This window comes from Cellulomonas aerilata (assembly GCF_007991755.1).
GTDB lineage: Bacteria > Actinomycetota > Actinomycetes > Actinomycetales > Cellulomonadaceae > Pengzhenrongella > Pengzhenrongella aerilata.
The window spans coordinates 289,834-314,851 of the sequence record NZ_BJYY01000001.1; the positions used below are offsets into that span (position 1 = coordinate 289,834).

Consider the following 25,018-nt stretch of genomic DNA (forward strand, 5'->3'; position numbering starts at 1 on the left):
CTCTGACACGATGCCCTGGTGCAGCGGATCTGTGGACGATTGCTTGCGGTACATACCCGAGCCGTCAGCGACGAGATCTTGCGCGGCCAGAGGACCACGCGGCACCGGACCCGGCGCAACCGCTCGGCACAGCGCCGCAGGCCGCCGGGCGGTCCGTACCTACCGGAGAGCGCGGCACCACCGCGCCGGACCGTCGGTCAGGCGAAGCGGCGCAGCCGCAGCGAGTTGCCGACGACGATCACCGAGCTGGCCGCCATCGCAGCACCGGCGATCATCGGGTTGAGCAGCCCCAGCGCGGCGAGCGGGAGGGCCGCGACGTTGTAGGCGAACGCCCAGAACAGGTTCTGCCGGATGATCCGCAGCGTCGCCCGGGACAGCCGGATCGCCTGCCCGGCGGAGCGCAGGTCCCCACGGACGAGGGTGAGGTCGGCGGCCTCGATGGCGACGTCGGTTCCGGTGCCCATCGCCAGACCGAGGTCCGCCGCGGCGAGCGCGGCGGCGTCGTTCACGCCGTCGCCCACCATCGCCACCCGCGCGCCCCCCGCCTGCAGGCGCTGCACGACGGCGACCTTGTCGGCCGGCAGCACCTGCGCGACGACGTCGTCGGGTGCGATCCCCACCGCGTCGGCCGCCCGGTGCGCGGCCCCGGCGTTGTCCCCGGTCAGCAGCACCGGACGCAGACCCAGCGCCCGCAGCTCGGCGACGGCCTGAGCGGACGTCGCCTTGACCGGGTCGCGCAGCACGACGACTCCTCGGGCCGACCCGTTCCATGCGGCGACCACCGCGGTCCCGCCCTGCGCCTCGGCCGCGCGGAACGCCTCGCGCAGGTCGGGTGACGTGACGACGCCCTGCCCCTCGAGCCAGCCCGGGCGGCCGACGAGCACGCGGGTGCCCAGGCCGAGGCCGGCGTGCGCGGTGCGCACGACACCGCTCACGCCCGAGCCGGCGTCGGTGCGGAAGTCGAGCACCTGGTCCGAGCCGATCGCGACGCCGTCGGCGCCGGCCGAGACGCCGTCGGCGCCGGCCGCGACGCTGTCGGCGCCGGTCGTCGCGGCGAGCGCGGGCCCGTCCGGCGACGCGTGCGCCACAGCTTCAGCCGCGATCGCCCGCACAGCAGCCGCAGCCGCGATCGCCCGCGCGATCGGGTGCTCGCTGAGCCCCTCGACCGCGCCCGCCAGCCGCAGGACCTCGTCGCGCGTGGTGCCCCGCGCGGCGACGACGTCGACCACCTCCATGCGGCCCTCGGTCACGGTGCCGGTCTTGTCCAGGACCACGGTGTCCACGCGGCGGGTCCCCTCGAGGACCTCCGGGCCCTTGATGAGCACGCCGAGCTGCGCGCCGCGGCCGGTGCCGACGAGCAGCGCGGTCGGCGTCGCCAGACCCAGGGCGCACGGGCAGGCGATGATCAGCACCGCGACGGCCGCGGTGAAGGCGGGCTGCGCACCGGACCCGGTCGCGAGCCAGGCGACGAGCGTGCCGAGCGCCAGCACCAGCACGACGGGCACGAACACCGCGGAGATCCGGTCGGCGAGCCGCTGGACCTGCGCCTTGCCGGTCTGCGCGGCGGAGACGAGCCGGCCGATCTGCGCGAGCATCGTCGCCTCGCCGACCCGGGTGGCGCGCACCACGAGGTGCCCGGAGGTGCTGAGCGTCGCGCCGGTGACCGGCGACCCGGGCGCGACGTCGACGGGGACGGGCTCACCGGTGACCAGGGAGGCGTCCACGGCGCTGCGTCCCTCGACGACGACGCCGTCGGTGGCCACCTTCTCCCCGGGACGCACGACGAACAGGTCCCCGACGGCGAGGTCGCCGACCGGGACCTGCCGCTCGGTGCGACGGCCGGAGGCGTCGGTGGTCAGCAGGGTGGCGTCCTTGGCGCCCAGGTCCAGCAGAGCACGCAGGGCGTCCCCGGCGCGGCGTCGCGAGCGGTGCTCGGCGTACCGTCCGGCGAGCAGGAACGTGGTGACGACGGCGGCCACCTCGAAGTAGAGCTCGGGCACGGCCATCGCCGCGTGAGCCCCGGCGCGTGGCCACAGGGTCGGCTCCATGGTCACGCCGATGCGCCCGGACCCGCCGAGCACCAGCGCCCAGAGCGACCACGCCGTCGCCGCGACGATGCCGATGGACACGAGCGTGTCCATCGTCGAGGCGCCGTGCCGTGCGGCCCGGGCGGCGGCGCGGTGGAACGGCCACGCCGCCCAGGTCGCCACCGGCAGGGCGAGGGCGGCGACGACCCACTGCCACCCGTCGACCTGCAGCGCCGGGACCATCGACAGCAGCAGGACCGGCACGGTGAGCACCGCCGCCACACGCAGCCGCCGTCGCAGGTCCGCCCCGCGGTCCGGGGTGGGAGCGGTGAGGTCGGCGTCGTCGTCCGCGTCCCCGTGGCGCGGCACCGGGATCGGGGACGCGTCGTCCGACGGCGTCGCACCGGTCCCCGGTCGCGAAGATCCGGCGTCGGCGGGAGCGCCGAGGACGGCGACCGGCGCACCGGGCGTCGCCGCGTCACCGCGGCGCGCGGTCACGCGGGCCTCGTAGCCGGCCCGCCGGACGGCCGCCAGCAGGTCGTCGTCCGCGGCCGGGCCCGGCCCGGCGTCGTCGGGCACCGTCAGCTCCACGTGCGCCGACTCCAGCGCCAGGTTCACCGTCGCGGTGGCCCCCGGGACCTGGTTGAGCCGCTTCTCCACGCGCGCGACGCAGGACGCGCACGTCATGCCCTCGACCGCGAGGTCGACGGTGACGACGGGGTGCGGCGGAGCGACCGGCTGCTGCTGGGTGTCGGACGACATGGGTTCCTCGGGAGGGTCGGCGGGTGAGGCGTCGGGCGGGCCTCGCCGGGGGAAGGTGCGGTCAGGGGACGAGCGTGTAGCCGGCCTCGTCGACGGCGCCACGGACCGCGTCGGCGTCCAGCGCCGCGTCGGAGACCACGGTGACCTGCGAGGCGGCGCCGGCCACGAGGTCGACCGACACGTCGGTGACGCCCGGCAGCGCGGACAGCTCGGTGGTGACCGACTGGACGCAGTGGCCGCAGGTCATGCCGGTGACCTCGAACGTGGTGGTCTGGGTGCTCATGGGTGTCCTCCGTCGTGCTGCGAGTGGTGCGGGGTGGGGTGGTGCGTTCGGGTGGAGCGGCGCTGGTCGGGGGTCAGCTGCGCACGAGGCGGGCGATCGCGTCGGCCGCCTCGCGGACCTTGTCCTGCCCGGCGTCGTCGGACGACCGGGCGGCCTCGACGACGCAGTGCGACAGGTGGTCCTCGACGAGCCCGAGGCTGACCGCCTGCAGCGCCTTGGTCACGGCGGCGACCTGGGTGAGGACGTCGATGCAGTACGTGTCCTCGTCCACCATGCGCGCGATGCCGCGGACCTGCCCCTCGATGCGGCGCAGCCGCTTGAGGTAGTCGTCCTTCGTGCCCGCGTACCCGGTCATGGCGCTCTCCGTCCGTCGCTGCCGTCCTCCGTCACAACCATGTACCCCCTAGGGGTATTCCGTCCAGCCAGCGCGTCCCCAGACCACCCCCGTTCCCCGCCGAGTGCGACGTCTCGGACCCGTGGGACGACGGCACAGGTCCAGGACGTCGCACTCGGCGGGGGCAGGGAGCGAAAGGGGACGGGGTGGCGGGAGGTGGCGAGCGGGAGGGGACGGGGCGGTGGGGAGCGAAGCGCGGGCGCGCTACCGGGCGGGTCGCGCCGCTGCCGCGGCTCGGGTCGCCGCCGGGAGCGCCGCGACGATCCGGTCCAGCGCGGCGTCGTCGTGCGCCGCCGAGACGAACCACGCCTCGAACACCGACGGCGGCAGGCTCACGCCCTGGTCGAGCATCGCGTGGAAGAACGGGGCGTACCGGAAGGTGTCCTGCGCCTGGGCGCCGGCGTAGTCCCGGACGCCGTCCGCGGCCGCCGCCTCGCCGAACATCACGCTGAACAGGTTGCCCGCGTGCTGCACCCGGTGGGCGACGCCGGCCGCGGTGAACGCCGCCGAGACCTGCGACGACAACGCGGTGGCGGCCGCGTCCAGGCGGGCGTAGACGCCGGCGTCGGCGGCCTGCAGCGTGGCCAGGCCGGCCGCGGTCGCGACCGGGTTCCCCGACAGCGTGCCCGCCTGGTACACGGGCCCGGACGGTGCGAGGTGGTCCATGAGCTCGGCGCGTCCGGCGATCGCGGCGACCGGCAGGCCGCCGCCGACGACCTTGCCGAACGTCAGCAGGTCCGGCGCCCAGCCCTCGAGCCGACCCTCCAGACCCCACCAGCCGCCCGGACCGACCCGGAAGCCGGTGAGCACCTCGTCCTGGATCAGCAGCGCGCCGTGCTCCCGCGCGATCCGGGACAGCGCCGCGTTGAACCCGGGCAGCGGCGGGACGACGCCCATGTTCGCCGGGGCCGCCTCGGTGATCACCGCGGCGATCCGGTCCCCGCGCTCGGCGAACGCGGCCTCGACCGCGGCCAGGTCGTTGTAGGGCACGACGATCGTCTCGGCGGCGATCGCGGCCGTCACGCCGGCGGACCCGGGCAGGGCCAGGGTCGCGACGCCGGAGCCGGCCTGGGCCAGCAGGGAGTCCACGTGGCCGTGGTAGCAGCCGGCGAACTTCACGATCAGCTCGCGACCGGTGATCCCGCGCGCGAGCCGGACCGCGGTCATGGTGGCCTCGGTCCCGGTGGACACCAGGCGCACGCGCTCCGCGGCGAGGACGCGGCGCCGGATCTCCTCCGCGAGCGCCGTCTCGCCGGGGGTCGGCGCCCCGAACGACAGGCCACGGGCGGCGGCCTGCTGGACGGCGTCGACGACGGCGGGGTGGGCGTGACCGAGGATCGCCGGGCCCCACGAGCTGACCAGGTCGACGTACTCGCGCCCGTCGGCGTCGGTCACGTAGGGGCCGCGCGCGGAGACGAGGAAGCGCGGGGTCCCGCCGACGGAGCCGTAGGCGCGGACCGGGGAGTTGACACCGCCGGGCAGCACGCCCTGCGCGGCGGTGAACAGCCCGTCGTTGCCGCCGACGTCCGCCGGTGCGCCGGCTGCGGCGGTCGGGCCGGACTGGGCGTGCGTCGGTGCGGTCATGCGGGGCTCCCGGGAGTGGTCGTGCCGGACGGTGCGGGGACGGGTGCGGCGGGTGCCGCTGGTGCGACGAGCGCAGCAGGCGCGGCCGGTGCGGCGGGTGCGGTCAGCCACCCGGCGAGCTCGGCGGCCCAGTAGGTGAGGACCAGGTCGGCGCCGGCGCGGCGGATCGCGAGGACGGACTCCTCGATCGCCCGACGACGGTCGATCCAGCCGTTGGCGGCGGCGGCCTCGATCATCGCGTACTCGCCGGACACCTGGTACGCGGCGACCGGCACCGGGCTGGTGGCGGCGACGTCGGCCAGCACGTCGAGGTAGGGCAGCGCGGGCTTGACCATGACCACGTCGGCGCCCTGGGCGACGTCCAGCGCGACCTCACGGCCGGCCTCGCGGCGGTTGGCGGGGTCCATCTGGTAGCTCTTGCGGTCGCCCTGCAGGGTCGACTCGACGGCGTCCCGGAAGGGCCCGTAGAACACCGAGGCGTACTTCGCGGCGTAGGCGAGCACGGCGACGTCGTGGAAGCCGGCGTCGTCCAGCGCGTCGCGGACGGCCGCCGTCTGGTCGTCCATCATCCCGCTGAGCCCGAGCAGGTGGGCGCCGGCCCGCGCCTGGGCGAGCGCCATGTCGACGTACCGCTCCAGGGTCGCGTCGTTGTCGACGACCGGCTCCCCGCCCGGCCCGGGGGTCAGGACGCCGCAGTGGCCGTGGTCGGTGAACTCGTCCAGGCAGAGGTCCGCCATGACGACCAGACGGCCGCCGGCGGCCTCCACCGCGTCGGCGATCGCGACGTTGAGGATGCCGTCCGGGTCCGTCGCGCCGGAGCCGACGGCGTCGCGCACCAGCGGCACGCCGAACAGCATGACCCCGGCCAGGCCCGCGTCGGCGGCCTCGCGCACGGCCTCGCGCAGGCTCGCCCGGGTGTGCTGCAGGACGCCCGGCATGGAGGCGATCGCGACGGGCTCGGTGAGTCCCTCCTTGACGAACAGCGGGAGGACGAGGTCGCCGGGGTGCAGGCGGACCTCCGTCACCAGACGGCGCATCGCGGGCGTGGAGCGCAGGCGGCGGGGACGGATCCGGCGGTCGTGCGTGGGGGACATGCGGGTCACCTCGGGGTGGTGGGGCGGGTCGACGGCGTGGCGGTGGCCACGGGCGTCGGGTCGGTGGGTGAGGCGGTGCCTGAGGCGGTGCGTGCGGCGGTGCTCGCGGCGGAGCGTGCGGTCGTGAGGGCGTCGACGACGGCGCCGGGGTGGGGGCCCGCGGCGACCGTCCCGGCGGGCAGGCCGAGCGACGCGGCGACCTCCGCGGTGCGCGGGCCGATGCAGCACACCAGGGTCGTCCACGGCAGGGTCACCTGCTCGGCGAGACGACGTGCGGTGCTGCCGGAGGTCAGGACGACGGCGCCGAGGCGTCCGGACCCCAGGTCGGCGACGACCTCGGGCGCCAGCGGTGCGGCGGGCCGGTTGGTGTAGGCGACCACGACGTGCGGCCGCCACCCCCGGGCGGCCAGGCCCTCGGCGAGCGTCGGCTCGGCCAGGTCACCCTGCGGGACGAGCACGGAGAGGCCCGACGACGACGGTGCCGACGACGACGGTGCCGCCGACGAGGGAGCGGGCGGCCACTCCGCCAGCATCCCGCGCGCGGACTGCTCGCCGGTCGGGACGAGGTCGACCTCGACACCGGCGCGCTGCAGCGCGGCAGCGGTGGCGTCCCCGACCGCGGCGACCCGGGTGCTGCCGTGGCCCGTGGCCCGGCCGGCCGCGACCACGTCGGCGAGCGTGCGGCCCAGGCCGTGCGCCGCCGCGTCCAGCGAGTCGACCGTGAAGCCGCTGGTGACCGCGACCCAGGCATGGTCCCCGCGGGCCACGGCGGTCAGGGCGTCCGCGAGCGCGGCAGGATCGTCCGGCGGGCCCATGCGCACCAGCGGCGCGGTGACGGGCTCGGCCCCGGCGCGGCGCAGCGCGGCGACCAGCGCGCCCGCCCGCTCCGGGGCGCGCGGGACCAGGACGCGCAGGCCGGCCAGGGGGCCGGCACCGGCCGGTGCGCCGGTCATCGCGCGGCGCCGAGCTCCGCGAGGTCCCCGGCGCCACCGGCCAGCAGGCTCTCCGCCGCGTCCACCCCGAGCCGGGCCGCCGCGGCCAGCCGGCCGGGCACGTCCGCCGCGGGCGGCAGCTCCACGGACAGGCTCCGACGCAGCTGCGCGGACCCGTCGACCCGCACCACCACGACGTCCAGGCGGAGGAGGTCCCCGTCCAGGCGCCCGTGCGCCCCGATCGGGGCTGCGCAGCCGGCCTCGAGCCGCGCCAGCAGGGCCCGCTCCGCGGTGACGGCCAGGCGGGACGGCAGGTGGTCGACCGCAGCCAGTGCCCGGGCCAGCGGCGTGCCGGGGTCGGTGACCGCGTCCGCCCGCACCTCGACGGCCAGCGCGCCCTGGCCGGGCGCGGGGGACATCGTGGTGGGCGCCAGCGCGTCGGTCACCGCGTCGAGCCGGCCGAGGCGTGCCAGCCCGGCGCGCGCGAGCACCACCGCGTCCAGGTCGCCCGGCGCGACCCGGCGCAGCCGCGTGTCGACGTTGCCGCGGATGTCGACGACCGCGAGGTCCGGGCGGGTGGCGCGCAGCTGGGCGGCCCGCCGGGGCGAGCCCGTGCCGACGCGGGACCCCGCGGGCAGCGTCGCCAGGGTCAGCCCGTCCCGGGCGCACAGCGCGTCGCGCGGGTCCTCGCGCTCGGGGACGGCGCCGATGACGAGGCCCTCGGCGGGGGCGCTGGGCAGGTCCTTGAGCGAGTGCACCGCGACGTCGCATCGGCCGTCCAGCAGCGCCTCGCGCAAGGCGGTGACGAACACGCCGGTGCCGCCCAGCGCGACCAGGGAGCCCGTGAGCCGGTCGCCCTCGGTCGTGATCCGCACCAGCTCGGTGCGCAGGTCCCCGGCGAGGGCCAGGGCGTCGGCGACCATGCCGGTCTGGGTGAGTGCGAGGGTGCTGGCACGGGTGCCGATCCGGACCGTCGACAGGAGCTCCTCGGTGTCGGCTCGGCTGCCGGTCAGGTCGCGCATACGTCCATCTTGCGACCGCCGAGGACGCGATGTCGAAAGGGGTGACAAACCCCACACGCCCGTGATGACAATGTGTCAGGTCGAGTCGGCGAGCTGTTGCGCGGGTCACTTTCCCGGCGGCTGCACGGGATATCGACCGGCCTTTCCTGACGAATTGTCAGGAAGTCGGTAGCGGCGCGGTCAGGCGCCCGGCGGCGGCCCGTGCGTGGGGGACCACCGCGGCCAGCCCGTTGCCCGCGACCCACGCGCCGCAGACCTCCAGGCCGTCGACCGCGGCGACCTGGGTGCGGACGGCGTCCGCGGCGGCGCGATGGGTGGCGCTGGGCTGGGGCAGGGACTGGGACCAGCGCACCCGCGCCGACCCGACCACCTGGTCCGGCGTCAGGGGCACCCCCAGCAGCGTCGAGGCGTCGCGCAGCGCCAGCGTGGTGAGGTCGGCGTCCGGCAGGTCCGCGACGTCGGCGAGGCCGGCGTCGCCGGCCCGTCCGTAGGACAGCCGCAGCACGTGCCGGCCGGGACCGGCGGCCCGGGCCAGCCAGGGCCACTTGGCGGTGGCATGGGTCAGCGCCTTCGCGCGCGGCCCGTCCGGACCGGTGCCCTGCGCCGCCGGGGCGACGAGCACCCCGGTGCCGCGGGGTGCGGCGTCGAGCGCGGGCGCGTCCACGACCAGCGTCACCAGCACGACGTCCGCGCCCGGGTCGGGGCGCAGTCCGGACAGCGCGGGCAGGACCGGCGCCAGCAGCCCGACGGTGGCGGTGGCCGGCGTCGCCAGCACGAGCCGCGGTGCGGTCACCTCGCCGTCGCCGTCCGGACCGGCGACCCGCACGGACCAGACCGTGCCGGTGCGGGTCACGGACACCGCCCGCGTGCCCGCGGCGACGTGCCCGCCCCGGGCCGTCAGGTCCCGCTCCAGCGCCCGGGGCAGCGTGTGCATGCCACCGACCAGCCCGCCGACGGCGGCGCCCGCCGGTGCCAGCGCGCGCAGCGACGCGACCGCCGCGCCGAGCGACCCGTGCTCGGCCAGCGCCGGGAGCAGGCCGGGTGCGACCGTGCGCACGTCGAGGTCGGACGGGTCGGCGGCGTGCACGCCACCCACCACGGGCGCCACCAGGCGGTCCAGCACGCGGCGGCCCATCCGGACCCGGACCAGGGATCCGAACGTCGTCGCCGGGTGGACGCCGACGCCGGGCGGGAGCAGCCGGTCCACCCCGGCCCGCAGGGCGCCCAGCAGGCCGATCGTGCGGCGGACGTCAGGCGCCCACGGGTCCGCCGGGACGCCGAGCAGCCCGGCCCGCGGCAGCGTGCCCGCGCCGGACGGCAGCTGCACCCAGGCGCCGAGGGGCGCCGGCGCGGTGACGGCGGCACCGAGCCCGAGCTCGCCGGCCAGCGCGGCCACCGTCCCCCCGCGGGTCGCGAACGACTCGGCACCGGCGTCCAGGTCCAGGCCGGCGACCGTGTGCCGCGTGACCGCGCCGCCGGGCGCCGTGGCGGCGTCGACGACGAGCACCCGCAGGCCGGCGACCGCGAGGTCGCGCGCCGCGACGAGGCCGGCGACGCCGGCGCCGACCACGACGGCGTCCAGCGCGTCGCCCCGCGCGTCGGCCGCACCGTCGCGCGTGGCGGGCGCGACGTCGGGCACGTCGTCCACCGCGGTCACGACCCCAGCGTGTGCACGAGCTCCACGACCCGGGTGAGCACGTCGGGGTCGGTGGTGGGCGGCACGCCGTGCCCGAGGTTCACCACGTGCCCGGGGGCGTCGGCGCCACGCCGGACGACGTCGCGCACGTGCGCCTCCAGCACCGGCCACGGCGCCGCGAGCAGCGCCGGGTCGATGTTGCCCTGCAGCGGCGTGCGGCCGCCGAGCAGGCGGTTCGCCTCGTCCAGCGGGGTCCGGTAGTCCACCCCGACGACGTCGGCGCCGACGTCGCGCAGGGCGGTCAGCAGGTGCTCGGTGCCGGTGCCGAAGTGCACGACCTTCACGCCGAGGTCCGCCACGTGCGACAGCGCGCGGGCGCTGGACGGTGCGCAGTGGGTGACGTAGTCGGTGCGGGACAGCGACCCGGCCCAGGAGTCGAACAGCTGCACCGCGCTCGCCCCGGCCAGCACCTGCGCGCGCAGGAACGACCCGGTGAGGTCGGCCGCCCACTCCGTCAGCGCGCGCCAGGCGCCCGGGTCGGCGTGCATGAGGGTGCGCGCGGCGAGGTGGTCGCGGGACGGGCGACCCTCGACCAGGTACGCGGCGAGGGTGAACGGGGCCCCGGCGAAGCCCAGCAGCGGCGTGGAGCCCAGCTGCGCGACGGTCAGCCCGACGGCCCGGGTGATCGGCGCGAGCGTCTCGGCGGTGAGCGGCCCCGAGGCGGCGAGCCGGTCGACGTCCGCGGCCGTGCGCACCGGCGCACCCAGCACCGGACCGACGCCGGGGGCGATGTCCACGTCCACCCCGGCGAGGCGCAGGGGGACCACGATGTCGCTGAAGAAGATCCCCGCGTCCACCCGGTGACGGCGGACGGGCTGCAGCGTGATCTCGCTGGCCAGCTCGGGCAGCAGGCACGACTCGAGCATGCCGACGCCCTCGCGCGCGGCGCGGTACTCGGGCAGGGACCGGCCCGCCTGTCGCATGAACCACACCGGAGGGGTGTCGGGGCGGTCAGCGGAAAACGCGCGGACGACCGCAGAATGGGTCGTGCGGCCGTCGAGGAGGGGGTGGTCGGCAGGCAGGGTCACCGGGCAATTGTGCCCACCTTTGCAGGGGCTGGTTGAATCGGGGTGCTGTGGTGCTGATGTCATTGATCGCGAGCCACCGCGACCTCGACCTCGACGTGCTCGAACGGCTCAGTGCCGGGGCGCAGTCGGTGGGCCGGACCGTCGCGGCGTCCGCTGCTGCCCCCACGGGGGCCGTCGTGCTCGCCACCTGCAACCGCTTCGAGGTCTACCTCGAGGTCGACCGCCCCGAGGACGCACCCGACGCCGTCGCCGCCACCACCCAGGTCATCGCGGACGCGTCGGGCATCCCGGGGCCCGACGTCGCCGAGAACCTGCAGGTCCTCGAGGGCCTGGCGGTGCCCGAGCACCTGTTCGCGGTCGCCTCCGGCCTGGAGTCCATGGTGATCGGCGAGCGCGAGATCACCGGGCAGGTCCGCCGGGCCCTCGCGACCGCGCGCGAGGAGGGGACGACGTCGTCCGGCCTCGAGCGCCTCTTCCAGTCCGCCTCCCGTGCCTCGCGCGACGTCGGCGCGCGCACGGGCCTGGGCGCCACCGGGCGCTCCGTCGTCGGGGTGGCCCTGGACCTCGCCGAGCCGCGCCTGCCCGCCTGGCCGCAGCTGCGCGCGCTGCTCGTCGGGACCGGCTCGTACGCCGGCGCGAGCCTGGCGGCGCTGCGGCGGCGCGGGTGCCACGACGTCCGGGTGTTCTCCCCGTCCGGGCGCGCGGCGACGTTCGCGGCGTCCCGTGGCCTGCAGGCCGTGCACGACGGCGGCCTCGCCGGCGCCATCCGCACCTCGGACCTGGTCGTCGCGTGCAGCGGCACCGTCGGGCGCGTGCTGGACGCCGAGATGGTGGCACGGTCCTGGGCGGCGACCGGGCGGCCCCTGGTCGTCGTCGACCTCGCGCTGCGCAACGACGTCGACCCCGCGGTGGGCACCCTGCCGGGTGTGCGCCTGATCAACCTCGAGACCATCCGGCGCAACGCCCCCGAGGAGCAGAAGGCGCCGGTCGAGCAGGCGCACCAGCTCGTGGCCGCGGCCGTCACGGACTTCGAGGCCGCCGACCGGGCCCGCGAGCTGGAGGTGGCGGTGATCGCCGAGCGTCGCCGGGTCCTCGGCGAGCTGGAGGCCGAGGCGCGCCGGATCCGCGAGGCGGGTGCCGCGAACGGGTCGGGCACCCCGGCGCCGGACGGCCCGGCCCCCGCGTCCGGCGGTGCGCCGGCAGCCACGACGGGCGACGGGGCGAGCGACGGGACCGACGCGCACGACCCGGCGCACCACGAACGGCTGGTCCGGTCCCTGCGCCGGCGCACGCGCGCCCAGCTGCACCCGCCGACCGTCCGGGCCCGGGTCGCCGCACGCGCCGGCGACGACCGCGCCTACCGCGCCGCCCTCGCCGAGCTGGAGGCGATCCCGGCCCCGCCCGTGCCCGTGCCGCCGGGCGCCCCTCCCGTGACCGACCCGGACGGCGCGACCGCAGCGAGCGGGACCGTCCTGCACGACGCCGACGCCGCCGACGACAGTGCCGGGCGATCAGGCGTGCGGGTCGGCGACCGCGCCCGCTGATCCGGCGTGGCGCTCCTGGACGGGCTCAGCCCTCCAGGTGGTCGACCAGCTCCGCCGCGAGCCCGGTGTACGTCGCCGGCGTCATCGCCGCCAGGCGTGCCGCGACGTCGTCGGGCAGGCCGAGGCCGCCGATGAACTCGCGCATGTCGGCGGCGGTCAGCCGCTTGCCGCGGGTGAGCTCCTTGAGCCGCTCGTAGGGGTTCTCCATCCCGGTCACGCCGGCGACCGAGGCGGCGCGCATCGCGGACTGCACCGGCTCGCCGAGCACCTCCCAGTTCGCGTCGAGGTCCCGCTCGAGCACCCCGCGGTCCACCGCGAGGGCCCGCAGCCCGCGGCGCACGTTGTCGACCGCGAGCAGCGAGTGCCCGAACGCGGGGCCGATGTTGCGCTGCGTGGTGGAGTCCGTCAGGTCGCGCTGCAGGCGGCTGGTGACCAGCGTGGAGGCGAGGGTGTCCAGCAGGGCGCTGGACAGCTCGAGGTTCGCCTCGGCGTTCTCGAACCGGATCGGGTTGACCTTGTGCGGCATCGTCGACGACCCGGTGGCGCCCGCGACCGGGATCTGGATGAAGACGCCCATCGAGATGTACGTCCACACGTCGGTGGCGAGGTTGTGCAGGACCCGGTTGAACCGCGCGACGTCGCTGTACAGCTCGGCCTGCCAGTCGTGCGACTCGATCTGCGTGGTGAGCGGGTTCCAGGTCAGGCCCAGGTGCTCGACGAACGTCCGCGAGACGTGCTGCCAGTCGGCGTCCGGGACCGCGGCGACGTGGGCGCCGTACGTGCCGGTCGCCCCGTTGAGCTTGCCGAGATACTCCGCCGCCTCGATGCGCCGCAGCTGCCGTCCCAGGCGGTGGGCCAGGACGGCGAGCTCCTTGCCGAGCGTCGTCGGGGTGGCCGGCTGGCCGTGCGTGCGCGCCAGCAGCGGGGCGTCGCGGTGCTCGCGTGCCATCGCGGCGATCTCGCCGACCAGCGCCCGCGCGGCCGGCAGCCACACCGCGGTGACCGCGCCGCGGACCATGAGCGCGTAGGAGAGGTTGTTGACGTCCTCGCTCGTGCAGCAGAAGTGCACGAGCTCGGAGACGTCCGGCAGCACGGTGTCGGCGCCGAGGACCTCCGGCGCGGCAGCCAGGTGCTCCTTGAGGAAGTACTCCACCGCCTTGACGTCGTGGACGGTGACCTTCTCGATCGCGCCGAGCCGCGCGACGGCGTCCGCGTCGAACGCCGTGACGACCGAGCGCAGGTAGGCCTGCTCGGCGTCGGACAGGCGCGGCGCGCCGGGCACGACGCCGTGCTGGGCCAGGTGGATCACCCACTCGACCTCGACGTGCAGCCGCTCGCGGTTGAGCGCCGGCTCGCTGAGGTGGTCCACCAGCGGGGCGACGGCGCCGCGGTAGCGGCCGTCGAGCGGGCCGAGGGCCACGGGGGGCGTCACGTCGGCCAGGCTCACGCGGGCGGGGACGGACGGCAGGTCAGGGGTCAGCTCGGGCACGTGCTCCATGGTCCCACGCGAACGGCTCATCCCCGCAGGCGGCCGGTCGCGGACCGGCGGGCTGCCCGACGGCGTCCCGCGCGGCCTCGAGCCGTGCCGCCTCCGGCAGCACGGCGTCCGGCAGCACGGCGTCCGTCGGTGCGGCGTCCGGCAGCGCGGCCTCGGGCGGCACGGCGTCCGGGAGCACCGCGGCGCCACGTCCGCGGGCCGTCTCGGCGAGCGCGACCCCGGCCAGCACGACCCCGGCGCCCAGGACCTGGACGCCGCTCATCGACTCCCCGAGCACCACCCACGCGGCAGCAGCGGCGGCGACCGGCTCGATCATGCCGAGCAGCCCGGCCCGGGCGGCGCCGATCGCCTTCATGCCGGACAGCACGAGCGTGTAGGGCACGACCGTCCCCAGGACGACGACCCACGCGACGAGCAGCCACACCGGCGCCCGCGCGCCGTCGAGCAGACCGGGCAGGTCCGTCGTGGTGCCGAGGACGGCGGGGTCGAACGTCCACAGGGGCTGCAGGACCGCCCAGAACAGCGCCGCGAAGCCGAGGGACCAGGCCTGGGTCGAGAGCGGGTCGCGGTGCGCGACCAGGCGCTCGCCGAGCAGGTAGTAGGTCGCCAGGGCGATCGCCGCACCGCCCGCCGCGGCCAGACCCACGGCGTCCAGCTCGACCCCGCGGCGGACCTGCGCCACGAGCGTCAGCCCGGTCAGGCTCGCCGCGAGCCCCCACCACGCGCGGGGGTGCACCCGCTCGTGCAGGACGAACCGGGCCCACACCGCGATGAGCAGCGGCGCCGTGTACTCGATCAGCAGCGCCAGGCCGACCGGCAGCCGGGAGATGGCGACGAGGTACAGCCACTGGACCGCGGCCATGCCGACGACGCCGAGGACGGCCATCACCGCCAGGTCCCGCCGGTGCAGCCGCATCCCGGAGCGGCGCAGCACGAGGGCGACCGGGACGAGGACCAGCGCCGACCCGAGCGAGCGCAGCTCCACCAGCCGGGTCGGGGTGATGCCGCTCTGCATGGCGAGCTTCGCGACCGTCCCGTTGACCGCGAACAGCACCGACGCGAGCACCACGGCCAGGACCCCCAGCGTCGCTGCCCGGCCGGTCGCGTGCGCAGAGGGGGTGGCGGTCACGCGCCGAGGCTAGTGGTGCAGGCCGGACGAGGCCGACGTCGTCCGCCCGACCCCCGCCCGGTCGTCCCGGCGCCCCGTCCCCGGGTCGCGGTGCACGGGTCCGGTCCGGCCGGCGTCCCTGCCTAGCGTCCCGGCACATGACCGTGGAGCCCGGATCCCTCCTCGCCCCGGCCCACGGCTCCATGCTGCGGGAGTCGTGGCGTGAGGAGGCGGCCGCGCGTGCCCTCGACGGTGCGGGGGAGGCCGTCGCCGCGGCGCTGCGCCGGATCGGGGAGGCGGCCGACGTGGAGTGGGTCGGCGGCCCGGCGGCGCGGTACCGGGACCAGCTCGAGGACGTCGCCGCCCGGACGCGCACGGCCCGCGCGTGCCTCTCGGACGCCGTCCGAGCCGCGGAGGAGCACGCCCGGGCGGTCCGGCTGCTGGGGGCGCTCACGCTCGCCGCGCCCCCGACGCTCGCGGACCGCTGGTCACCGTCCCCGTGGAGCACGCCGTCCGGCGGCGGTGGCCAGGGGCTCGGCGCGGGGCAGCCCCGCGGCGGCCCGAGGGTCGGTGACCCGTGAGCGGGGACATCGTGGTGCGCGGCGGGCCGGGCGGGACCCGGGCGGTGGTCGAGGACCTGAGGCGAGGCGCCATGGCGCTGTCGGCCGGCGCGGACCTGCTGGACGACGCCGCGTCGTCCGTGGCCTGGGCGGCGGGCTCCCAGGGCCCGGCGTCCACGGTCGTGTCTCCCCGGACGGCGCACGCCGCCCGGGCGCAGACGGAGCCGCTGCTGCGCGGCCCGGCCTCCCCGGGGGCCCTCGCCGACGCGCTCCGGTCCCTGGTGTCGGCCCTGCGCCGGGCCGCGTCGGCCTACGAGGAGGCGGAGGCGTCGGCGGGCGACCTGATGCGCGTGCTGCTCGCCTCGGTGGGTCACCAGGCCGGGAGCCACCCCGTCGCGGCGCTGACCCGCTCGCTCGTGGCCGCCGGTGTCCTGCTGCCGCGCGCGGTGCTCGCCCTGGCGGCGCTGCGGGCGGCCGGGGTCCGACCCGCGGTGCCGCGGCTCACGGTCGACGGTGCGGAGCACGGCGTGCAGCTCCTCGCCGGGGTGGCCGGCGGCCTGGCACCCGGCCTGCCGCCACCGACCGGGGTGCCCGCGGTCCGGGCCTCCCGGATGGCCGCCGGTGGGACCGAGCTCGGTGGCGTGGCGGTGCCCGCCCTGCGGCGGCGCCCGCTGCGGGTCACCGCACGCCTGGGTGCGTCGGGCACCGTGACGCCCCCGCGGGACGCGGCCGACGTGCTCGCCGGCGTCGGGGCGCTGTACCCCCGCGGCGGCGGTGCGGCGGGCACGGTCGGCGTCGACCGGCTCGACCACCGGGACGGGACCCGCAGCTGGGTCGTGACGATCCCCGGGACGCAGCAGGCCACGTCGTGGGGCACGTCCGGCAACCCGATGGACATGCTGACCAACGTCCGGCTCATGGCGTCCGCCGCGGACGACGGCACCGAGCTCGTGGCACGGGCGCTGGACCAGGCCGGGGCCCGCCCGCACGAGCCGGTCCTGCTCGCCGGGCACAGCCAGGGCGGGATGGTGGCCGCGGCGCTCGCCGGCAGTGCCGCGTTCACCGCACGGCACCCGGTCGCGGCGGTGCTCACCGCCGGGTCGCCGGTGGCGACGCACACCGTCCCGGCCGGTACCCCGGCCCTGCACCTGGAGCACCGGCAGGACCTGGTCCCGGCGCTGGACGGGTGGCGCAACCCCGACCAGCCGCACCGCACGACGGCGGTGCGCGACCTCGCGGCGTCGCCCGCACCCGTGGACCGGTGGGCAGCGCGGTCGCCGGGCGGGGCGCACGAGGTCGAGGCCTACGTCCGTACCGCCGCCGCGGTGCACGACGTCGGCGGTCCGTCGGTGCGCGGCTGGGAGCGCGCCGCCGCGCAGGTGCTCGGCGGGCCGGGCACCGTCGCCCACCACCGGGAGTTCACCGGCGAGCGCATGCCGCCGCGACCACCCGGGTCGTCGCTGCACCCGGCCCCCGGCCTGGGGCCCGCCCCGCAGCCGGGCCACCAGCCGGCCCAGCAGCCGGGCCAGGTGCCGGCCCGGCTGCCCATGCCGGACCCGGGCCGATGACGGGTCAGTCCCGGTGGCGGTCCGGGCGCCGGACGACCAGCCCCAGCACGACGCCGACCACCGAGATGATCAGCGCCCCGACGACCGCGTTGCCGAAGCCGTCCACGCGCAGGCCCCAGGTCGTGAGCTCGGTGACCCAGGCGGTGAGCATGAGCATGAGCGCGTTCACCACGAGGGTGAACAGGCCCAGCGTGAGGATGTAGAGGGGGAACGCCACGAGCTTCACCACCGGCTTGACCACGGCGTTGACCAGGCCGAATACGAGCGCGACCACCGCCAGGACGCCCAGCCGCTCCAGCGTGGTGGCGCCGCCGACGACCGTGATGCCGGCCAGCAGCACGGTGGCGAGCCAGATCGCGATCCCGTTGACGACGACACGCTGCACGAACCCCATGGCGCGATGATCGCACCGGACCGGCACCCGTCGGCCCACCGTCCCGACGGTCTCCCACCCCGGCGCCGATGGCATGCTGGGCCGCGTGACACCGCCCCGCGTGCCCCTCCGTCCGGCCGTCGCCGACCTGCCGGCCTACGTCCCCGGGGCACGCGTCCCGGTCGGCGCGGCGGCGTACAAGCTGTCCTCCAACGAGAACCCGTTCCCGCCGCTGCCGTCGGTGCTCGCGGTGATCGACGACGCGGCCGCGGACCTCAACCGCTACCCCGACATGTACGCCACCGAGCTCACCGAGGCGCTCGCGGCCCGGCTCGACCTCGACCCCGCCGGCGTGGTCGCCGGCACCGGGTCGGTCGCGGTGCTGGGGCACGTGCTGTCGGCGGTCTGCGGCGCCGGGGACGAGGTCGTCATCCCGTGGCGGTCCTTCGAGGCCTACCCGATCGCGGTGGCCGTCGCGGGCGCCACCGCGGTGCCGGTGCCCCTCGGCCAGGACAGCCGCCTGGACCTGCCCGCCATGGCGAAGGCCGTGACCCGGCGGACCCGCGCCGTCCTGGTGTGCACCCCGAACAACCCGACCGGCCCCGCGGTGCGGTCCGACGAGCTCGAGGCGTTCCTCGACGCGGTCCCGTCCGACGTGCTGGTCGTCCTGGACGAGGCCTACGTCGAGTTCGTCCGTGACCCCCGCGTGCCGGACGGCCTCGCGGTCCTGCGCGACCGTCGCAACGTCGTCCTGCTGCGCACGTTCTCCAAGGCGTACGGGCTCGCCGGTCTGCGGGTGGGGTACGCCGTCGCGCGTCCCCGGCTCGCCGCCGGCATCCGCGCGGTCGCGACGCCGTTCGGGGTGTCGCACGTCGCCCAGCGCGCCGCCGTCGCGTCCCTGGCCGCCGAGCGCGAGCTGCTCGAGCGGGTGGACGCCATCGTCGAGGAGCGCACCCGGCTGCTCACAGGGCTGCGCGCCCAGGGCTGGACGGTCCCGGACAGCGAGGCGAACTTCGTGTGGCTCCCGCTGGGCCCGCGTGCGGCCGACTTCGCCGCCGACGCCGCCGCGGCGGGGGTGCTCGTGCGGCCGTTCCCCGGCGACGGCGTCCGGGTCAGCGTGGGGGAGCCGGAGGCCACGGACCTGCTGCTGGGCGTCACCGCGGAGTGGCGGCACACCCGGGTCTGAGGATGTCTACAACGACGTCCCGGGACGTTCTGTACGCGCTCACGGCCTAACCTACGGTTGCGTAGCCTACGCTTTCGTAGGTTACCGACCCGCGCCGCGGGACCGCGCTCGCCACCGCGAGCCCGCGCTCGTCCCAGCGAAGGAGACCCGCGTGAGCACACCCGCCCCGGACGTCGACCTCGTCCAGCTGCTCACCCCGGCCGGCGAGCTGCGCGAGCACCCCGAGTACTCCCCGCGGATCGCGCACCTGGACGCCGGGGACCTGCGCGGGATGTACCGCGACATGGTGCTCGTCCGCGCGTTCGACAACGAGGCGACGTCCCTGCAGCGCCAGGGCGAGCTCGGCCTGTGGGCGCAGAGCCTGGGGCAGGAGGCCGCGCAGATCGGCTCCGGACGCGCGCTGGCCCCGCAGGACTACGTCTTCCCGTCCTACCGCGAGCACGGCGTCGCCCACACCCGCGGCGTCGACCTGCCCGACATCCTCAAGCTCTTCCGCGGCGTCGACCACGGCGGCTGGGACTCCGACGCGCTGCGCTTCCACCTGTACACGCTGGTCATCGGCTCGCACACGCTGCACGCCACCGGGTACGCGATGGGCGTCCAGCGCGACGGGCTGGTCGGCACCGGGGACCCGGCGCGGGACACCGCCGTGGTGACCTACTTCGGTGACGGCGCGACCTCGCAGGGCGACGTCAGCGAGGCGCTCGTCTTCGCCGCCGTCGCCAACGCCCCGCTGGTGCTGTTCTGCCAGAACAACCAGTGGGCGATCTCCGAGCCGACGTCGCGCCAGTCCCGCGTCCCGCTGGCCCGCCGCGGCGACGGCTTCGGCGTCCCGGGGGTCCGGGTCGACGGCAACGACGTGCTCGCGTCCTACGCGGTCATGTCCGAGGCGCTCGAGCGGGCCCGGTCCGGGGGCGGCCCCACGCTGGTCGAGGCGTTCACCTACCGGATGGGCGCGCACACCACCTCGGACGACCCGACGCGCTACCGCACGTCCGCCGAGGACGAGTACTGGCGCCAGCGCGACCCGATCGACCGGCTGCGCGCGTACCTGACCTCGATCGGCGAGCTGGGCGACGACTTCGTGGCCGCGCTCGACGCCGAGTCCGCCGAGCTCGGCCGGCGGGTCCGGACGACGGTCCGCGCGATGGGCGCGCCGTCCGCCACCACGATGTTCGACCACGTGTACGCGACGCCGCACGCGACCCTGGATGCCGAGCGCGCGTGGTTCGCCGAGTACGAGGCCTCCTTCGAGCCGACCGAGCAGGCCCAGGCCCTGGACCGCGCCGACGAGCGCCCGACCGTCGGAGAGGTGGCCCTGTGAGCCAGCACACCGAGCAGCAGGTCGCACAGCCGGCCGGCCGTCCCGCCGCCCCGCCCCTCGCCACGCCCCCCGCCACGGGCGTCCAGCGGCTGACGCTGTCCCGGGCGATCAACGCCGGCCTGCGCCGCGCGCTGGAGACCGACCCGAAGGTCCTGCTGATGGGCGAGGACATCGGTGCCCTCGGCGGGGTGTTCCGGGTCACCGACGGGCTGCAGAAGGACTTCGGCTCCGACCGGGTCGTGGACACCCCGCTCGCGGAGTCGGGCATCGTCGGCACGGCGATCGGGCTCGCGATGCGCGGCTACCGCCCGGTCTGCGAGATCCAGTTCGACGGCTTCATCTTCCCGGCGTTCGACCAGATCACGACGCAGCTGGCCAAGATCCACTACCGGTCGCGCGGCCGCCTGACCCTGCCCGTCGTCATCCGCGTCCCCTACGGCGGTGGCATCGGCGCGATCGAGCACCACAGCGAGTCCCCCGAGGTGCTGTTCGCGCACACCCCGGGCCTGCGGGTCATCACCCCGGCCACGCCCGCCGACGCGTTCGTCATGATCCAGCAGGCCGTCGCCTCGCCCGACCCGGTGCTCTTCTTCGAGCCCAAGGGCCGGTACTGGGACAAGGGCGACGTCGACCTGGGGATCACGGCCACCGCGGACGACGTCGCGTCGATGGACCGGGCCCGCGTCGCGCGGGCCGGGACCGACGTGACCGTCGCCGCGTACGGCGCGTCGGTCGCCACCGCGCTGCGGGCGGCCGAGGCCGCAGCGGCCGACGGCGTCAGCGTCGAGGTCGTCGACCTGCGCAGCGTCTCCCCGCTGGACGCCGAGACGCTGGTGGCGTCCGTGCGCCGGACGGGGCGCTGCGTGGTCGTGCACGAGGCGCCGGTCTTCTACGGCACCGGCGGGGAGATCGCGGCCCGGGTCACCGAGGAGTGCTTCTTCCACCTGCAGGCGCCGGTGCTGCGGGTCGGCGGGTTCCACACGCCGTACCCGGTCAACAAGATCGAGCACGACTACCTGCCCGGGGTGGACCGGGTGCTCGACGCCGTCGACCGCGCCATGTCGTTCTGACGGCCCGGCGTCCCGACGCCGCGCGGCCACCGCGCCCCCTCGACCTCCCCCTGACTGGAGCACCCGTGCCGACCTTCGAGCAGTTCCGCCTCCCCGACGCCGGCGAGGGCCTGACCGAGGCCGAGATCGTCGCCTGGCACGTCGCGGTCGGCGACGCCGTCACCGTCAACCAGACGATCGTGGAGATCGAGACGGCCAAGTCCCTGGTCGAGCTGCCCAGCCCGTTCACCGGCGTGGTCACCGAGCTGCTCGCCCAGCCGGGCACGACCGTGGAGGTCGGCACCCCGATCATCGTCATCGACGTCGACCCGACCGGGACGCCCGCCCCGGCGCCCGCCGCGCCTGCCGCGACGGCAGCGGCCGGGTCCGGCACGCCCACGGGCACGACGACCGGCACGACGACGACCGGCACGACGACGACCGGCACGACGTCGCCGGCCCCGGCGGGCGACGGCGACGCGGGCGGTGCGGTGCTCGTCGGGTACGGCGTCGGCGGTCACGCGGCGCGCCGGACCCGCCGGTCCGCGGGCGCCGCCCCGGCCTCGTCGTCGGCCGAGGCACCTGCCGCGGGCCCCGCCGCCGCGCCCGCGTCCGCCCCGGCGCCGGCCCCCGTCGCCGCGCCGCAGGCCCCGGCGACGCCGCCGTCGGCCCCGGACGCCGGACGCCCGGCCCGGCACGCCCTGGCCAAGCCCCCGGTCCGCAAGCTCGCGCGGGACCTCGGCGTGGACCTGGACAGCGTCAGCGCGACCGGCCCCGGCGGGATCGTCACCCGCGAGGACGTGCTGGCCCACGGGGCCGAGACCGAGCCCCGCACGCTCGCCACCTACCCCGGCGACGACTCGCCGTGGCTCGCGTCCGGCGCCGTCTCGCCCGACGGCCGCGAGACGCGCGTCCCGGTGAAGTCCGTCCGCAAGCGGACCGCCGAGGCGATGGTCGCCAGCGCCTTCACCGCCCCGCACGTGACCGTCTTCCACACGGTCGACGTCACCAAGACGATGCACCTGGTGACCCGGCTGCGCGAGGACCGCGAGTTCGCCGACGTGCGCGTCACCCCGCTGCTGATCGCGGCGAAGGCGCTCATGCTCGCGGTCCGGCGGCACCCGGAGATCAACGCGAGCTGGGACGACGCGGCGCAGGAGATCGTCTACAAGCACTACGTCAACCTCGGGATCGCGGCCGCCACCCCGCGCGGACTCGTCGTGCCGAACATCAAGGACGCGCACCGGCTCGGGCTCAAGGAGCTCGCGGAGTCGATCGCGGAGCTCACCGGCACCGCGCGCGCCGGCCGGACCACCCCCGCGGACATGTCGGGCGGCACGATCACCATCACGAACGTCGGCGTCTTCGGCATCGACACCGGTACCCCGATCCTCAACCCGGGCGAGGCCGCGATCCTCGCGCTCGGGGCGATCCGGGAGCAGCCGTGGGTGCACAAGGGCAAGATCAAGAAGCGCTGGGTGACCCAGCTCGCGCTGTCCTTCGACCACCGCCTCGTCGACGGCGGGCTCGGCTCGCGCGTGCTGGCCGACGTCGCCGCGGTGCTGGCGAACCCGGCGCAGGGCCTGGTCTGGGGCTGAGCGCGGGCGACCGGGCGCCGACGGCGCGCGGACCGGCGCGGGCCGACCGGCCCGGACCTCCGCCGGCGGCGCCGCGGACGTGCTGCACACCACCCCGCCGCCGAGCCCGCGGCGGCCTCGGCGGAGCCGGCACCGGCCTACCCTGGACGGTGTGCTGACGCGCTGGAACCTGCCCCGGCTCGGCCTGCTCGCGGTCGCGGGCGTCGCGGCGGTCGTCGTCGGCCTGCTCGTCTCCGGTGCGGCCGGTCGCCCGGTCCTCGGCGACCCCGGCGCCCTGGTCCGGTGGGGGCTGCCGGTCACCGAGACGCTCGTCGAGCTGGCCGCCGCGCTCACCCTCGGGTCCCTCGTCCTCGCCGTGGGGATCCTGCCCCGACGGGCCGACCTCGGCCGGGAGCCGGTCGACGCCCCCGCCTCGGCCGAGGCCCGCCGGGCGGCCCGCCGGGCCACGTCGGGCGCCGTCGTCGACGGCCGTGCGTACCCCGCGGTGCTCACGCTCGCCGGTGCGGCCGCCGCGGCCTGGACCGCCCTGAGCGTCGTGCAGCTCGTGCTGAGCTACGCCCGCATCGCCGGGCGCCCGCTCGGCGGGCCGACCTTCGGCTCCGAGCTCGCGCTGTTCGTCGGGCAGGTCTCCCTGGGGCGGACCCTCCTCGGCATCACGATCGTCGCGGCCCTGACCAGCGCGCTCGCGCTGCTCGTCGCCACGCCGACCGGCGCCGCCTGGGCCGCGCTGCTCGCGCTGGTCGCCCTCGTGCTGCAGTCCCAGACCGGGCACGCGTCGGGCGCGTCCAACCACGAGCTCGCGGTGTCCTCGCTCTTCCTGCACCTGGTCGGCGCCGCGGTGTGGGTCGGTGGGCTCGCCGCCCTCGCCGTGCTCAACCGCCGGCTCGGCGCCGACGTCGGCCCCGCCGTCGCGCGCTACTCCCCGGTCGCGGCCTGGTGCTTCGCCGCCGTCGCGCTGTCCGGGGTCGTCAACGCCGCCCTGCGGGTCGGCAGCTGGGACGGCCTGGGCTCCGTCTACGGCGCCCTGCTCGTCGCCAAGGTGGTGCTCCTGGTGATGCTCGGCGCCGCCGGGTGGTCCTACCGGCGCTCGGTGATCCCCCGGCTGACCGGGCCGGACGGCGACCGCGCACCCGGCGCGACCGGGCTCCTGTGGCGGCTGGTGGCGCTCGAGCTGGTGCTCATGGGCCTGGTGTCGGGGGTCGCCGTCGCGCTGGCGTCCACCGCCCCGCCGGTACCGGACGACCCCGTCACCGACCCCACCCCGGCCGAGATCGTCACGGGGCACCCGCTGCCGCCGGAGCCGGTCGGGACCGCCTGGTGGACGCAGTGGCGCTGGGACATCCTGCTCGCCGCCGGGTGCCTGGCCGCCGTGGTCGTCTACGTGCGCTGGGTGCTGCGGCTGCGCCGTCGCGGCGACGCGTGGCCGTGGGCGCGCACCGCCTCGTGGGTGGCCGGCATGGTGCTGATCGCGTGGGCGACGTCGGGCGGCCTGGCGACGTACGGCCACGTGCTGTTCAGCGTGCACATGGTCCAGCACATGGTGCTGGCGATGGTCGCGCCGATCTTCCTCGCGCTCGCGGCGCCCGTGACGCTCGCCCTGCGGGCGCTGCCCGGGCGCCGCGACGACTCCCGCGGGCCCCGCGAGTGGGTGCTCACCCTGGTCAACAGCCGCGTCGCGCAGTTCCTGTCGCTGCCGCTGGTCGCGGCCGCGAACTTCGTCGTCTCGATGCTCGCGTTCTACTACACCGGCCTGTTCGAGCTGTCCCTGCGCCACTACGTCGGGCACCTGGCGATGGTCGTGCACTTCACCGTCGCCGGGTACCTGTTCGTCAACGCGCTGATCGGCGTCGACCCCGCCCCGCACCGGCCGGCGTACCCGCAGCGGCTGCTCCTGCTGCTGGGCACCATGGCGTTCCACGCGTTCTTCGGCGTCACGCTGATGAGCGGCGAGGTGCTGCTCGTCCCGGACTGGTTCGGCGTGCTGGGACGCGACTGGGGCCCGTCCGCGCTCGAGGACCAGCAGCGCGGCGGGGCGATCGCCTGGGGCATCGGGGAGGCACCGACCATCGCGCTGGCGATCATCGTCGCGCTGTCCTGGTCGCGCGACGACGAGCGCGTCGCCCGGCGGCGCGACCGCCGGGTCGACCGCGACGGGGACGTGGAGATGGACGAGTACAACGCGATGCTCGCCCGGCTGGCGAAGGACCCGGCGGGACGCGCGACCGCCGGCGACGCAGCGCGGTCCCCCGGTGGAGACGCGGCCCGGGACTGACAGCGGCGCGTGGTAGGACTCAGGCGTGACCTCCGACACCTCCACCACGTCCGAGACCCCGACCGCGCCCGACGCCTCACCCACCGGCGGGGCGACGACGCCGAGCGCTGCGCCGG

General features: G+C 76.7%; 20 protein-coding genes. 8 read left to right on the forward strand and 12 right to left on the reverse strand.

The window, feature by feature from the left end:
- Positions 1-197: 197 nt before the first annotated feature.
- The 9 genes from CAE01nite_RS01270 to hemE form a co-directional block, all read right to left on the reverse strand.
- Positions 198-2,789 carry a heavy metal translocating P-type ATPase gene (locus CAE01nite_RS01270; RefSeq protein WP_146898761.1) on the reverse strand — a complete coding sequence of 864 codons (2,592 nt, stop codon included), beginning with the start codon at positions 2,787-2,789 and terminating at the stop codon, positions 198-200.
- Positions 2,790-2,850: 61 nt separating this feature from the next.
- Positions 2,851-3,072 carry a heavy-metal-associated domain-containing protein gene (locus CAE01nite_RS01275; RefSeq protein ID WP_146898764.1) on the reverse strand — a complete coding sequence of 74 codons (222 nt, stop codon included), beginning with the start codon at positions 3,070-3,072 and terminating at the stop codon, positions 2,851-2,853.
- Between the two features lie 73 nt (positions 3,073-3,145).
- Positions 3,146-3,427, reverse strand: a complete 282-nt coding sequence (locus CAE01nite_RS01280) for a metal-sensitive transcriptional regulator (protein ID WP_146898767.1) — start codon at positions 3,425-3,427, stop codon at positions 3,146-3,148.
- A 243-nt stretch (positions 3,428-3,670) separates the two neighbouring features.
- Positions 3,671-5,050: a glutamate-1-semialdehyde 2,1-aminomutase gene (hemL, locus tag CAE01nite_RS01285; RefSeq protein WP_146898770.1), complete on the reverse strand. Its 1,380-nt coding sequence runs from the start codon at positions 5,048-5,050 to the stop codon at positions 3,671-3,673.
- A complete protein-coding gene (gene hemB / locus CAE01nite_RS01290) occupies positions 5,047-6,144 on the reverse strand; it encodes a porphobilinogen synthase (RefSeq protein ID WP_146898773.1) in 1,098 nt (365 codons plus the stop codon). Before hemB ends, hemL begins: the two co-directional genes overlap by 4 nt.
- Before the next feature lie 5 nt (positions 6,145-6,149).
- The gene (locus CAE01nite_RS01295) at positions 6,150-7,097 is read right to left on the reverse strand and encodes a uroporphyrinogen-III synthase (RefSeq protein WP_146898776.1); all 948 of its coding nucleotides are present in this window, start codon (positions 7,095-7,097) and stop codon (positions 6,150-6,152) included.
- The gene (hemC, locus tag CAE01nite_RS01300) at positions 7,094-8,098 is read right to left on the reverse strand and encodes a hydroxymethylbilane synthase (RefSeq protein WP_146898779.1); all 1,005 of its coding nucleotides are present in this window, start codon (positions 8,096-8,098) and stop codon (positions 7,094-7,096) included. Before hemC ends, CAE01nite_RS01295 begins: the two co-directional genes overlap by 4 nt.
- Before the next feature lie 157 nt (positions 8,099-8,255).
- Positions 8,256-9,755 (reverse strand): protoporphyrinogen/coproporphyrinogen oxidase, encoded by a 1,500-nt coding sequence (locus CAE01nite_RS01305; RefSeq protein WP_307724964.1) that lies wholly within the window; start codon positions 9,753-9,755, stop codon positions 8,256-8,258.
- On the reverse strand, positions 9,752-10,885 hold the full coding sequence (gene hemE, locus CAE01nite_RS01310) for a uroporphyrinogen decarboxylase (protein WP_146898782.1): 1,134 nt from the start codon (positions 10,883-10,885) through the stop codon (positions 9,752-9,754). Before hemE ends, CAE01nite_RS01305 begins: the two co-directional genes overlap by 4 nt.
- Here hemE and CAE01nite_RS01315 point away from each other — a divergent pair.
- Positions 10,879-12,366, forward strand: a complete 1,488-nt coding sequence (locus CAE01nite_RS01315) for a glutamyl-tRNA reductase (protein WP_246130932.1) — start codon at positions 10,879-10,881, stop codon at positions 12,364-12,366. The genes hemE and CAE01nite_RS01315 overlap by 7 nt on opposite strands.
- A 25-nt stretch (positions 12,367-12,391) precedes the next feature.
- Here the strand turns inward: CAE01nite_RS01315 and purB are convergent, their stop codons facing one another.
- Both purB and CAE01nite_RS01325 read right to left on the reverse strand, forming a co-directional pair.
- The gene (purB, locus tag CAE01nite_RS01320) at positions 12,392-13,864 is read right to left on the reverse strand and encodes an adenylosuccinate lyase (protein WP_146898786.1); all 1,473 of its coding nucleotides are present in this window, start codon (positions 13,862-13,864) and stop codon (positions 12,392-12,394) included.
- Entirely contained in the window at positions 13,836-14,993 is a 1,158-nt protein-coding gene (locus tag CAE01nite_RS01325) for a DMT family transporter (protein WP_146898789.1), read from the reverse strand. Before CAE01nite_RS01325 ends, purB begins: the two co-directional genes overlap by 29 nt.
- Positions 14,994-15,130: 137 nt before the next feature.
- Between CAE01nite_RS01325 and CAE01nite_RS01330 the strand changes: the two genes are divergently transcribed.
- Both CAE01nite_RS01330 and CAE01nite_RS01335 read left to right on the forward strand, forming a co-directional pair.
- On the forward strand, positions 15,131-15,553 hold the full coding sequence (locus CAE01nite_RS01330; RefSeq protein WP_146898792.1) for a hypothetical protein: 423 nt from the start codon (positions 15,131-15,133) through the stop codon (positions 15,551-15,553).
- Positions 15,550-17,100, forward strand: a complete 1,551-nt coding sequence (locus CAE01nite_RS01335; protein ID WP_146898795.1) for a hypothetical protein — start codon at positions 15,550-15,552, stop codon at positions 17,098-17,100. The genes CAE01nite_RS01330 and CAE01nite_RS01335 overlap by 4 nt, the downstream gene beginning before the upstream one ends.
- Positions 17,101-17,104: 4 nt before the next feature.
- Here CAE01nite_RS01335 and CAE01nite_RS01340 read toward each other — a convergent pair whose 3' ends face one another.
- Complete coding sequence (locus tag CAE01nite_RS01340) at positions 17,105-17,494, reverse strand: phage holin family protein (protein WP_146898797.1); 390 nt, start codon at positions 17,492-17,494, stop codon at positions 17,105-17,107.
- Positions 17,495-17,567: 73 nt separating this feature from the next.
- Between CAE01nite_RS01340 and hisC the strand changes: the two genes are divergently transcribed.
- From hisC to CAE01nite_RS01365, 5 genes are all read left to right on the forward strand, one after another.
- Positions 17,568-18,659: a histidinol-phosphate transaminase gene (gene hisC / locus CAE01nite_RS01345; RefSeq protein WP_146898800.1), complete on the forward strand. Its 1,092-nt coding sequence runs from the start codon at positions 17,568-17,570 to the stop codon at positions 18,657-18,659.
- 151 nt (positions 18,660-18,810) lie between these two features.
- On the forward strand, positions 18,811-19,983 hold the full coding sequence (gene pdhA / locus CAE01nite_RS01350; RefSeq protein WP_146898803.1) for a pyruvate dehydrogenase (acetyl-transferring) E1 component subunit alpha: 1,173 nt from the start codon (positions 18,811-18,813) through the stop codon (positions 19,981-19,983).
- Between the two features lie 89 nt (positions 19,984-20,072).
- The gene (locus CAE01nite_RS01355; protein ID WP_146899817.1) at positions 20,073-21,053 is read left to right on the forward strand and encodes an alpha-ketoacid dehydrogenase subunit beta; all 981 of its coding nucleotides are present in this window, start codon (positions 20,073-20,075) and stop codon (positions 21,051-21,053) included.
- A 65-nt stretch (positions 21,054-21,118) separates the two neighbouring features.
- The gene (locus tag CAE01nite_RS01360) at positions 21,119-22,630 is read left to right on the forward strand and encodes a dihydrolipoamide acetyltransferase family protein (protein WP_146898806.1); all 1,512 of its coding nucleotides are present in this window, start codon (positions 21,119-21,121) and stop codon (positions 22,628-22,630) included.
- A gap of 151 nt (positions 22,631-22,781) precedes the next feature.
- Positions 22,782-24,902, forward strand: coding sequence for a bifunctional copper resistance protein CopD/cytochrome c oxidase assembly protein (locus CAE01nite_RS01365; protein ID WP_246130933.1), 2,121 nt, complete (start codon positions 22,782-22,784; stop codon positions 24,900-24,902).
- The last annotated feature ends 116 nt before the right edge of the window (positions 24,903-25,018 follow it).

Excerpts from the sequence above, each read along its gene's own strand:
- CAE01nite_RS01270 (WP_146898761.1), bottom strand. The coding sequence starts at position 2,789 with ATGTCGTCCGACACCCAGCAGCAGCCGGTCGCTCCGCCGCACCCCGTC.
- hemL (WP_146898770.1), bottom strand. The coding sequence starts at position 5,050 with ATGACCGCACCGACGCACGCCCAGTCCGGCCCGACCGCCGCAGCCGGC.
- CAE01nite_RS01275 (WP_146898764.1), bottom strand. The coding sequence starts at position 3,072 with ATGAGCACCCAGACCACCACGTTCGAGGTCACCGGCATGACCTGCGGC.
- CAE01nite_RS01315 (WP_246130932.1), top strand. The coding sequence starts at position 10,879 with ATGTCATTGATCGCGAGCCACCGCGACCTCGACCTCGACGTGCTCGAA.
- hemB (WP_146898773.1), bottom strand. The coding sequence starts at position 6,144 with ATGTCCCCCACGCACGACCGCCGGATCCGTCCCCGCCGCCTGCGCTCC.
- hemC (WP_146898779.1), bottom strand. The coding sequence starts at position 8,098 with ATGCGCGACCTGACCGGCAGCCGAGCCGACACCGAGGAGCTCCTGTCG.
- hisC (WP_146898800.1), top strand. The coding sequence starts at position 17,568 with ATGCTGGGCCGCGTGACACCGCCCCGCGTGCCCCTCCGTCCGGCCGTC.
- CAE01nite_RS01330 (WP_146898792.1), top strand. The coding sequence starts at position 15,131 with ATGACCGTGGAGCCCGGATCCCTCCTCGCCCCGGCCCACGGCTCCATG.
- CAE01nite_RS01295 (WP_146898776.1), bottom strand. The coding sequence starts at position 7,097 with ATGACCGGCGCACCGGCCGGTGCCGGCCCCCTGGCCGGCCTGCGCGTC.
- hemE (WP_146898782.1), bottom strand. The coding sequence starts at position 10,885 with ATGACATCAGCACCACAGCACCCCGATTCAACCAGCCCCTGCAAAGGT.
- CAE01nite_RS01280 (WP_146898767.1), bottom strand. The coding sequence starts at position 3,427 with ATGACCGGGTACGCGGGCACGAAGGACGACTACCTCAAGCGGCTGCGC.
- CAE01nite_RS01340 (WP_146898797.1), bottom strand. The coding sequence starts at position 17,494 with ATGGGGTTCGTGCAGCGTGTCGTCGTCAACGGGATCGCGATCTGGCTC.
- purB (WP_146898786.1), bottom strand. The coding sequence starts at position 13,864 with ATGGAGCACGTGCCCGAGCTGACCCCTGACCTGCCGTCCGTCCCCGCC.